Source organism: Micromonospora sp. HNM0581 (assembly GCF_012726175.1).
Lineage (GTDB): Bacteria > Actinomycetota > Actinomycetes > Mycobacteriales > Micromonosporaceae > Micromonospora.
Genome location: NZ_JAASAD010000052.1, coordinates 1 through 2,068, shown reverse-complemented (window position 1 = coordinate 2,068; position 2,068 = coordinate 1). Strand labels below are relative to the sequence as shown.

Here is a 2,068-nt window from a genome sequence, read left to right as displayed (position 1 = left end):
TACATCTGCTCGCCGTGCTGGACCAGCACACCGGCACCGTCCTCGGCCAGATCGACGTGGACGGCAAGACCAACGAGCTGACCCGGTTCCGGCCGCTGCTGGCCCCGCTCGACCTGACCGGGGTGATCGTCACGGCCGACGCGCTGCACACCCAGCGCGAGCACGCCCGCTGGCTGACCGAGGACAAGCAGGCCGGTTACGTGTTCACGGTAAAGAAGAATCAGCCGCGCCTGTATCGGCAGCTCAAGGCCCTGCCCTGGGCGAAGATCCCGGTCCAGGACGAGACCGGCGCCCGCGGCCACGGCCGCTACGACATCCGCCGCATGCAAGCAGTCACCTGCAGCGGCGCACTCGCCCTGGACTTCCCGCACGCAACGCAGGCCCTTCGGATCCGGCGCAGACGACTCAACCTGGCCACCGGCCGCTGGTCCACCGTCACCGTCTACGCCATCACCAACCTGACCGCCGCCCAGGCCAGCCCCGCCGACCTCGCCGATGCGCTGCGCGGACACTGGGCCATCGAGATCTTGCACCACGTCCGCGACACCACCTACGCCGAAGACACCAGCCGCCTCCGCTCCGGCAACGCACCCCGGGCCATGGCCACCCTGCGCAACACCGCGATCAGCCTGCTCCGACTCGCCGGCATCACCACCATCGCGAAAGCCCTCCGACGCAACAGCCGGAACCCCTTACCGACCACCGCAAATACTGGGACTGTACATAGCTCCTCTGTCAAGCCTTGGGTATGCAGTCGGTGCGCAGGGCCTGGTAGACGACATCGGACAGGCGTCGTTTCAGTACGCGTAGGGCTTCGAGGCCACCGTCGCCGGCGGTTCTGCGGCGGGCGATGAGGTCTTTGGCGGGCTGGTGACAGCGGGCCTGGGTCATCGCAATGCGGTGTAGGGCAGCGTTGAGCTGACGGTTGCCGGTGCGGCTGAGTCGGTGGCGGGCTCGGTTGGATGACCACACCGGTAGGGGTGCGGTGCCGTTATGCCGTGCGTAGGCGGCCGCGGAATGGAACCGGGTGACGCCGGCGGTCTCGCCGAGGATCTTCGCGGCGGTCAGGGCGCCGCAGCCGGGCACAGCGGTGAGTGCTGGCGCGAGCTTCTCGGCCAGCTGGCGGATCTCGACCTCGATCGCGTTGATCTCTTCGGTGAGGTTCCTGCACCGCTGGACGATCATGGTGGCGAGGTGGGCGACGACGCCTGGCAGCTGCGTCAGCCGGTGCAGGACGTGGTCCAGGTTGCTGACGCGGTCGAGAGATCGCGCTGGTGGATCCCATTCGGGGTCGAGTTCGTGCAGGTGCCAGCGGAGCCGGTTGACCGCCCGGGTGCGTTCGGCGATTAGGTCCTCGCGGTGGTCGACCAGCAGACGCAGGTCGCGGTCGGGGCCGTCGAGGTGGGCGGTGGGCAGGTCGTCCTCGCGGAGTGCGGCGCGGGCGACGGCCAGGGCGTCGATCGGGTCTGACTTGCCGTAGGTGCGGGCGGCGTCGCGGGCGTGGGCCATGAGCTTGGGTGGCACCCGTACGATGCGCTCGCCAGCGGCGAGCAGGTCGCGTTCCAGACGGCGGGTCATGTTGCGGCAGTCCTCAACCGCCCAGACGCGCTCTTCGCCATGCCCGGCTGCCCAGCGCAGCAGCGACAGGTGATCCTTGCTCGTCGTCTCGCAGGTCTTCGTGGCGAGTTTCCGCCCGTTGCCGTCGATGATGACGGCGGTGTGGGTGCGCTTGTGTGCGTCGATGCCGATGACCACCATGGGAGTCGTGTCTCCTTGACCGAGGGGGCGCGGGACCGGTCGGTGGGCATATCCCAGTCGGGCGCTGGCACGCTCCTCTCAAGCCATGCCGGCCGGTCCTTGGCGTCCGGCGGGCCGCAATATTTACACCAGCCACGGGGGCATCTAACGGCAGAGCGAGCCCGTCGGACCGATCAAGAGTGACACTGGAAATAACGGCTGATCGACCGATCAAGGGAGAGACGCCAGATGACGACCGAGACCACCGTGGGAGAGCCGGCCGTGGAGCCGGTGGGTGCGGTCACGGATGAGCAGTTGATTGCGATGCTGG

2 protein-coding genes are annotated in these 2,068 nt (G+C 68.3%); one reads left to right on the top strand and one right to left on the bottom strand.

The window, feature by feature from the left end:
* Positions 1–854, top strand: an 854-nt coding sequence (locus HCA58_RS23020) for an ISAs1 family transposase (protein WP_240956612.1), incomplete at its 5' end; no start/stop codon positions are given.
* Here HCA58_RS23020 and HCA58_RS23015 read toward each other — a convergent pair.
* Complete coding sequence (locus tag HCA58_RS23015; protein ID WP_169600144.1) at positions 736–1,758, bottom strand: IS110 family transposase; 1,023 nt, start codon at positions 1,756–1,758, stop codon at positions 736–738. The genes HCA58_RS23020 and HCA58_RS23015 overlap by 119 nt on opposite strands.
* Positions 1,759–2,068 lie beyond the last annotated feature (310 nt).